This window comes from Kribbella antibiotica, assembly GCF_004349055.1.
In the GTDB taxonomy this organism is placed as follows: domain Bacteria; phylum Actinomycetota; class Actinomycetes; order Propionibacteriales; family Kribbellaceae; genus Kribbella; species Kribbella antibiotica.
Genome location: NZ_SMKX01000017.1, coordinates 82,749 through 90,013, shown reverse-complemented (window position 1 = coordinate 90,013; position 7,265 = coordinate 82,749). Strand labels below are relative to the sequence as shown.

The window sequence follows — 7,265 nt, the reverse complement described above, 5'->3', positions numbered from 1 at the left end:
ATCTGGACGCGGACGGAGCCGGGGTTTTTCTTGGTGGTGCGGGCGGCTTGGGCTTCTTTGAGGGAGCGGGCTAGTTGGGGGCCGGCGGCTCGGGGGGTGCGGACGATGGCTCGGACGGTTTCTTCGTCGACCTCTACCGGGCCTAGGACTTCGAGGCCTGCAGTCGCGGGCAGCAGCGGGCGGAGGCGGTCGAGGAGGTCGGTGACTGCTTCGGACGGGCCGGTGAGTTCGGCGAGCTTCGCGGCGGGGGCCAGGCGCGCCGTACGGCGTTCTTCGATCTCGCGGGTGGCGAATCCTTCGGGGCTCCAGCGGACGATCGCTTGCAGCGGGATGTCGGAGGGGTCGCCGACGAGGATGACGGTGCCGCCTTCGCTGGCGGGGCGGACGAGCGCGGCGGCGTTGAGCCAGCGGCGGACGGCTTCTTCGGGGGCGCGCAGGTCGGGGCGCGAGAGCATCAGCCAGGTGTCCATCAGCAGGGCTGCGGTGTAGCCGCCTTCGGCGACTGGTTCGGCGCCTGGGGTGGTGACGATCAGGGCCGGTTTGCCTGAGATGTGGTCGAGCATGTGATCGCCACCTGAGCTGCGGACGAGCACTCCGGGAAACGCGCGCCCCAGCTCCTCCGCCGTCCGGAGTGCGCCTACAACGGCGGCGCGCATGCGGTTGTCGCCGCACTCTGGGCAACGGTGGTCTGCGGCGGGCCGGCCGCAGATGCTGCAGCTCGGCGGGCCGGAACTGCCGGTACGACGCAGTGTCCCGGCGCAGGTCGAGCAGCGGGACGTCTCGCGACACGTTTGGCAGACCAGGCTCGGCAGATACCCGGCTCGGGGCACCTGGATCAGCACCGGCCCCGTTTTCAGCCCCTCGCGCGCGATCTCGAAGGCGCGGTGGGGGATTCGTGCCGCGCGGGCCGCCGGGTCGCGGGCCAGGTCGACATCCGACTCACCCGTGATGTGCACCGACGGCGCAGCAGCCCGGATCACAGTGCGGTCGGCGATCAGCTCCGCGGCGAACCCGGACTCGATGACCGCGGCGGCCTCGGCCGACCGCGCGAACCCGCCGAGCAGGGCAGCGCAGTTCTGCTTGAACGCCCGCAGCAGCAGGACTTCACGAGCATGCGGGTACGGCGCTCGCGCCTCGGCATACGAGTCGTCGCCGTCGTCCCACATCGCCACGAGACCAAGATTCGCGACTGGGGCGAAGGCGGCTGCGCGAGTCCCGATCACCACCCGCGCGTTGCCTCGCACGACCTTCAGGAAGGATCGGTAGCGCGCGGTCGGACCGAGGTCGGCCGAGAGGGTAACGAAGCCGCCTTCGCCGAGGACCGCCGTACAGGCTGTTGCGAGCCGCTCGAGGTCGCGCGCGTCGGGCGCCAGCAGCAAGGCGCCGCGGCCTGCCGCCGAACACACGGCAGCAGCCTGGGCCAACGCGAGCGCCCAGTCGGCGCCGGGCACGGCAGTCCAGACGGCGCGCGGCGTCTCGGCGCGTTCGAGTGCTTCAAGAAAACCACTCGGGTACGGCGCCCAGGCCGATCGCGAGGTGGAGAGCGGCGGACGCGGGGGCTGGTCGCAACGCAGCGGCTCGCCCTCGACCTTGGCGTGCCGTGGCGGGACCGCTAGGCGGGTGACGTCGGGGAGGACCCCGGCGTACCTATCGGCGACTGCGCGGCACAGGTCGGCGATCTCGGGCGTCAGCACCTGCTCGGGCGAGACGACCTTGCGGATCCGGGAGAGCTTGCCTTCGTGGCTGGACTCGGCCAGCCGCTCGAGAATGAACCCGTCGAGATCCTTGCCCGCGAACCAGACCTTCACCCGCGTGCCGGGCTGGGCCGCTTCGGCGACGTCATCTGCGACGAGGTAGTCGAACGGCCGGTCCAGGTGCGGGAGCGGGATGTCGACCGCGATCCGGGCCACCGGCAACGGTGACGTGATCCCGGCCGGTTGTTTCGTCCGGGATTTGCGCACAGTTTCCCGCAGCAGCGTGAGTTGCTCCGGCGGATCCGATGTCACCGGCAAATGCTAGTCGGCCGGACCGACAGTCCGTCGCAGGCCGCCCGCAACCTGTGGATAAACCAAACGACCCGGCCGCCGAAGCAACCGGGTCGTGCGGTGTCGAAACTACTTGTTGACGGCGGCCTTGAGGGCCTCGACGCGGTCGGTGCGCTCCCAGGTGAAGTCTTCGCCGGTGCGGCCGAAGTGGCCGTTCGCGGCGGTCTGGGTGTAGATCGGGCGGAGCAGGTCCAGGTCGCGGATGATCGCGGCCGGACGGAGGTCGAAGACCTCGGCGACGGCGTCGGAGATCTCGTTGACCGGGATCTTCTCGGTGCCGAAGGTGTCGACGTAGAAACCGACCGGGGCCGCCTTGCCGATCGCGTAGGCGACCTGGCACTCGACGCGGTCGGCCAGGCCGGCCGCGACGATGTTCTTGGCCACCCAGCGCATCGCGTACGCCGCGGAACGGTCCACCTTCGACGGGTCCTTGCCGGAGAAGGCGCCCCCACCGTGACGGGCCATGCCGCCGTACGTGTCGATGATGATCTTGCGGCCGGTCAGACCGGCGTCACCCATCGGGCCACCGACCTCGAAGCGGCCGGTCGGGTTCACCAGCAGTTTGTAGTCGGTCGCGTCGATGTCGAACTGCTCGAGCACCGGGTCGACGACGTGCTTCTTGACGTCGGGCGCCAGCATCGACTCGAGGTTGATGTCCGCCGCGTGCTGGCTGGACACGACCACCGTGTCGATCCGAACGGCCTTGTCACCGTCGTACTCGACCGTGACCTGGGTCTTGCCGTCGGGGCGCAGGTAGGCCAGCGTGCCGTCCTTGCGGACCTCGGTCAGCCGCGCCGACAGCCGGTGCGCGATGGTGATCGGCAGCGGCATCAGCTCCGGCGTCTCGTTGGACGCGTAACCGAACATCAGTCCCTGGTCGCCTGCCCCCTGCAGGTCCAGTTCGTCCTTCGACGCGTCGGAACGCGTCTCGTACGCCGTGTCGACCCCCTGCGCGATGTCGGCCGACTGGCTGCCGATCGCGATCGACACGCCACAGGACGCGCCGTCGAAACCCTTCAGCGACGAGTCGTAGCCGATCTCCAGGATGCGCTTGCGCACGATCCCGGGAATGTCGACGTACGCCGACGTGGTGACCTCGCCGGCCACCACGACCAGGCCGGTCGTGACCAGCGTCTCGACCGCCACGCGGCTCTTCGGATCCGCCGCCAGCAGCGCGTCGAGAATGGAATCGCTGATCTGGTCAGCGATCTTGTCCGGATGACCCTCGGTCACCGACTCGGACGTGAAAAGGCGCCTCGCCACAATTCTCCTCGGATTCCTCTTTGTGCCACGTTCCCGCTCCCGCGGATCCGCGATCCCCCCACTGCACCGGCGGTTGGCGATGCATCTTCGGCAGTATGCCAGCGTTTCAGGGCAGAGTCCCGGGAACACTCCCATTTTGTCCGAATGCCGGGAATGCTGTCCATATAATAGACAGAGTCCCGATCCCCAGGCGTGCGGGCCCACCGTGATCTCGCCCACTCTTAGGGTAGCCTAACCGTCTTGGATAAACGTCCTGTGGTCCCACCACAGGGTCTTTCGTCAGGGGTTTTCCTTGCGCTGTTCTCCAGTTCGCGGCGCGCTCCGTGCTCGGCCTCCAGACGGAGGCGTTCGGCCTTGGTGACCTTGCATTCAGCCGGTGGGGCTCTGGGTCAGGCCTGCGCAGTCGCGCAGGTTGTTCACCCGGGCGCGTTCCTCATCGCGTTCCGTACCGGTGGTGGCGACGGGACGCCGGGTCTCGGCCGACATCTCGGTGGGCACAAAGGTTCGCGACACCACGGTGCGGCCGCGCAAGGTCAGTTGCAGGACACCGCCGCGCCAGGTCTCGGGGATCGGGAGGTCACCACCGAAGAGCAGGTTGCCCAATCCGTAGGCGACAAAGGTTTTGCCGAGATAGCCCTGCCCCTGCAATACATGCGCGTGCGCCCCGAGGATCACGTCGGCACCGGCCGTCGAGAGATCAGCAGCGAGCGCTCTCTGCTCGGGCGTCGGGCAGTGATCGAACTCCGAACCCCAGTGCGGGATCACGATCACCACATCGCTGGTACGACGCGCGCGGCGAACCGCCTCGACCGCCAGCCGGTGGTTGATCGCCATCGCGAGACCCGATCGGCTGACCCCGGCTGCCCACTCGTTCGCCAGATCGGGCACCTCGCTGACGCCGAGAACGGAAACCTTCACCCCACGAACCGTCGTACGCCAAGGTGCGTAGGCCTGCGAGGCGTTCAGCCCGGCGCCGAACGTCGGCAGCTTGCCGCGCCGAGTGACCGACAACGTGTCGGCCAACCCAACCCGGCCGTAGTCCAGCGTGTGGTTGTTGGCCAGGCTCACCGCATCAACCCCAGCCGCCTTGACCGCCGTGACCGCCCGCGCATCCGACCGGAACAAGAACCGCTTCGTGGCCGCTGTCCCTCGACCGGTGATCGCGGTCTCCAGGTTCACGATCGCGAGATCCGCCTCGGAGAGCGCTCCCCCGGCGTCTCCGAAAGCAGTCTGCGGATCGTCGTCGAGCAACCGCTGAGTCTGGTTGTGAAAGTTCACGTCCCCACCGAACGCCAGCGTGAACTCCGGCCCCTCCGCCTGCACCGCTGGATCCGCCGAAAGCCCACCCGCTGTGCACCCCGACGCGACCAGCACACACAGCGCTCCGATCCAGGCACGCATCAGCGGTGCCTTCCTTGGCGGGAGAGCGGTCTCTCGAAGATGCGCTGGATCAAGTAGGCGGTGAGCACCATGGCCAGGGTTGTGCCCACCAGCAGCAAGTACTTGTTGAAGCGGTCGCCGAGGCGTTGGAAGACGATGAATCCGAGCTGACCGTGGATCAACGACAGCGGGTACGTCGCGGCTGCCAGCCCGCCGAGTCGTCGGCCGGCGGTGGCGGGAGTCAGGTTGAGGGCGACTGCGAGCAGGAGCCAGAACATCAGCGCGATCAGCCCGGCCACGACTCCCCCGTGGATCTCGGCGCGATAGCGCTCTCCGAGGATCTCGGCGTACTGGACTCCGCGGTAGAGCGCATTCAGTTGGCAGAGAGCGATCAACGCCAACCACGAGCGGCTTGGGCCGAAGCGATGGATCATCGCCAGCGCCATCCCCGCGATGAAGTAGTGCGAGTAGCGGGTGTTGAGCAGCAGGTCGACCTGAGTCGGGAGGAGGCCGGTTTCGTAGATCGCGGTGAGGCCCAGCCAGGACCAGGCGACGATGCCGACCCGTCGCGGGGTGGCCACGAAGAAGAGCAGGATCGCGATGATCAGGTAGAAACGCACCTCGGCGAACAGCGTCCAGTAGCCAGGGTCAATGTTCGGCTGGTTCACCAACGGGTTGAGCAGGGTCAGGTTGGCGACGTACTGGAGACCGCTGACCGGGTAACGCCCGGCGCCGAACAAAACCGAGACGACTGCGGTCAGCGAGAGCACCACCCAGTACGCCGGAACGATCCGCGTGATGCGCGAGCGCAGGAAGCTTCCGGGCGTCCGATTCCAGGCTGTCCGGAGAACGACGAACCCACTGATCAGGAAGAACAGGTCAGCACCGAGATAGCCGTAGCGGAAGACCGCGCCCGGCAGCGCGAACCCAAGGGTCGACTTCACTTCGGCGTACCCGGAGAACAGGTAGGCGTGGCCGAGGACCGCGCCCGCACCGCAGAGGCGCAGCAGGTCGAGGACAGCGAGACGGCCGCCGGACTGACTGTCCCGGTGGTCTTCCGAAGCGCCGGTGGGTCGACGTCGCCGGGCGCCCTGCGCACGGCTCCGGGAAGCGGATCGGACCGGTGCGGAACGGGTGGGTCCGACAGTTGACGACCCCACGGATCGCGCCAGTACAGACATGCAGAAGCCCCTCACGGCGTTGCTGAGGGGCTAGCAAGGTCTTCCTGCCGGTACCAGGCGACTATAACCCGTGGGGGTTACGCCCAGCGGGTGGCGACCAGATTCCAGATGACGCCGGCCAGGGCGTCCTTGCTGCCGGAGGGCACCGGGAGGGCGCTCCCCGACCGGTCCAGGATGACCGCTTCGTTGTTGTCGCTGCCGAACACCTTGCCGCCGGAGACGTCGTTCACGACGAGCAGGTCACAGCCCTTGCGCTCAAGCTTGGCCCGGCCGAGATCGAGCACCGAGTGCTCCCCGTCACCAGTCTCGGCGGCGAACCCGACGATCACCTGCCCGGTACGGCGCCGGTCGTGCGAGACCGTGTGGAGGATGTCCGGGTTCTGCACGAGGTTGACCGCCGGGACTGCGCCGTCGGCGGTCTTCTTGATCTTGTGCTCGGCGACATCGGCCGGCCGGAAGTCAGCCGGAGCAGCCGCCATCACGATCGCGTCCGCATCCGCGGCGCGGCTGGTGATCTCGTCGTACAGGTCTTTGGTGCTGGTGACCGGGACCACCTGGACGCCGGCGGGGTCGGCGAGCTCGGAGTTGGCGGCGACCAGGGTCACCTTCGCGCCGCGAGCCGCCGCGATCCGGGCCAGCGCGTAGCCCTGCTTGCCGGACGAGGAGTTGCCGAGGTAGCGGACCGGGTCGAGGTGCTCGCGGGTGCCACCGGCGCTGACCAGGACGTGTTTGCCGGTCAGGTCGGCGACCGACTGACCGGCCGCGCGGGCCGCCTCGTCGGCGAGCATGAGCTGGCTGATCGCGAAGATCTCCGAAGGCTCCGGCAGCCGGCCGCGGCCGGTGTCGGCGCCGGTGAGTCGGCCGACCGCCGGCTCGAGCACGGTGATGCCGCGTGAACGCAGGGTGGCCACGTTGGCCTGAGTGGCCGGGTGTTCCCACATCTCGGTGTGCATCGCTGCCGCGAACAGGATCGGGCAGCGAGCCGTCAGCAGGGTGTTCGTGAGTAGATCGTCGGCCAGACCGTGCGCGGCCTTGGCGATCAGGTTGGCCGTGGCGGGCGCGACGACGACCAGCTCGGCCGCCTTCCCGATCCGCACATGCGGCACTTCCTGCACGTTGTCGAACGGATCCGCGGTGACCGGCTGTCCGGACAGCGCCGCCCAGGTCGCGGCGCCGACGAACTCGAGAGCTGCCGCGGTCGGAACCACGCGCACGCTGTGCCCGGACTCGGTCAGCCGCCGCAGCAGGTCACAGACCTTGTACGCCGCGATGCCGCCGCCGACGCCGAGGACCACATTCGGCCTGCTCTTGGGAACGCCCGAAGCCCCCGGGGCGGTTGCCTCGCCGGGGGTGGGGTGCGGTGAGTCACCGGAAACGGACATATCGGCTCCGATCA

The 7,265-nt window shown here is 68.5% G+C and carries 5 protein-coding genes; all 5 read right to left on the bottom strand.

Features of this window, described 5'->3' with window-relative positions:
* Positions 1-2,006, bottom strand: a 2,006-nt coding sequence (locus E1263_RS08550) for a primosomal protein N' (protein ID WP_238161128.1), incomplete at its 3' end; no start/stop codon positions are given.
* 108 nt (positions 2,007-2,114) lie between these two features.
* A complete protein-coding gene (metK, locus tag E1263_RS08545) occupies positions 2,115-3,308 on the bottom strand; it encodes a methionine adenosyltransferase (RefSeq protein ID WP_132166642.1) in 1,194 nt (397 codons plus the stop codon).
* A 369-nt stretch (positions 3,309-3,677) separates the two neighbouring features.
* Complete coding sequence (locus tag E1263_RS08540; protein ID WP_132166641.1) at positions 3,678-4,709, bottom strand: CapA family protein; 1,032 nt, start codon at positions 4,707-4,709, stop codon at positions 3,678-3,680.
* Complete coding sequence (locus E1263_RS08535) at positions 4,709-5,869, bottom strand: acyltransferase family protein (RefSeq protein ID WP_132166640.1); 1,161 nt, start codon at positions 5,867-5,869, stop codon at positions 4,709-4,711. Before E1263_RS08535 ends, E1263_RS08540 begins: the two co-directional genes overlap by 1 nt.
* Before the next feature lie 77 nt (positions 5,870-5,946).
* Complete coding sequence (gene coaBC, locus E1263_RS08530; protein ID WP_238161127.1) at positions 5,947-7,251, bottom strand: bifunctional phosphopantothenoylcysteine decarboxylase/phosphopantothenate--cysteine ligase CoaBC; 1,305 nt, start codon at positions 7,249-7,251, stop codon at positions 5,947-5,949.
* Positions 7,252-7,265: the final 14 nt, after the last annotated feature.

Coding starts and splice junctions, on each gene's coding strand:
- E1263_RS08540 (WP_132166641.1), bottom strand. CDS start 4,709: ATGCGTGCCTGGATCGGAGCGCTGTGTGTGCTGGTCGCGTCGGGGTGC.
- coaBC (WP_238161127.1), bottom strand. CDS start 7,251: ATGTCCGTTTCCGGTGACTCACCGCACCCCACCCCCGGCGAGGCAACC.
- E1263_RS08535 (WP_132166640.1), bottom strand. CDS start 5,869: ATGTCTGTACTGGCGCGATCCGTGGGGTCGTCAACTGTCGGACCCACC.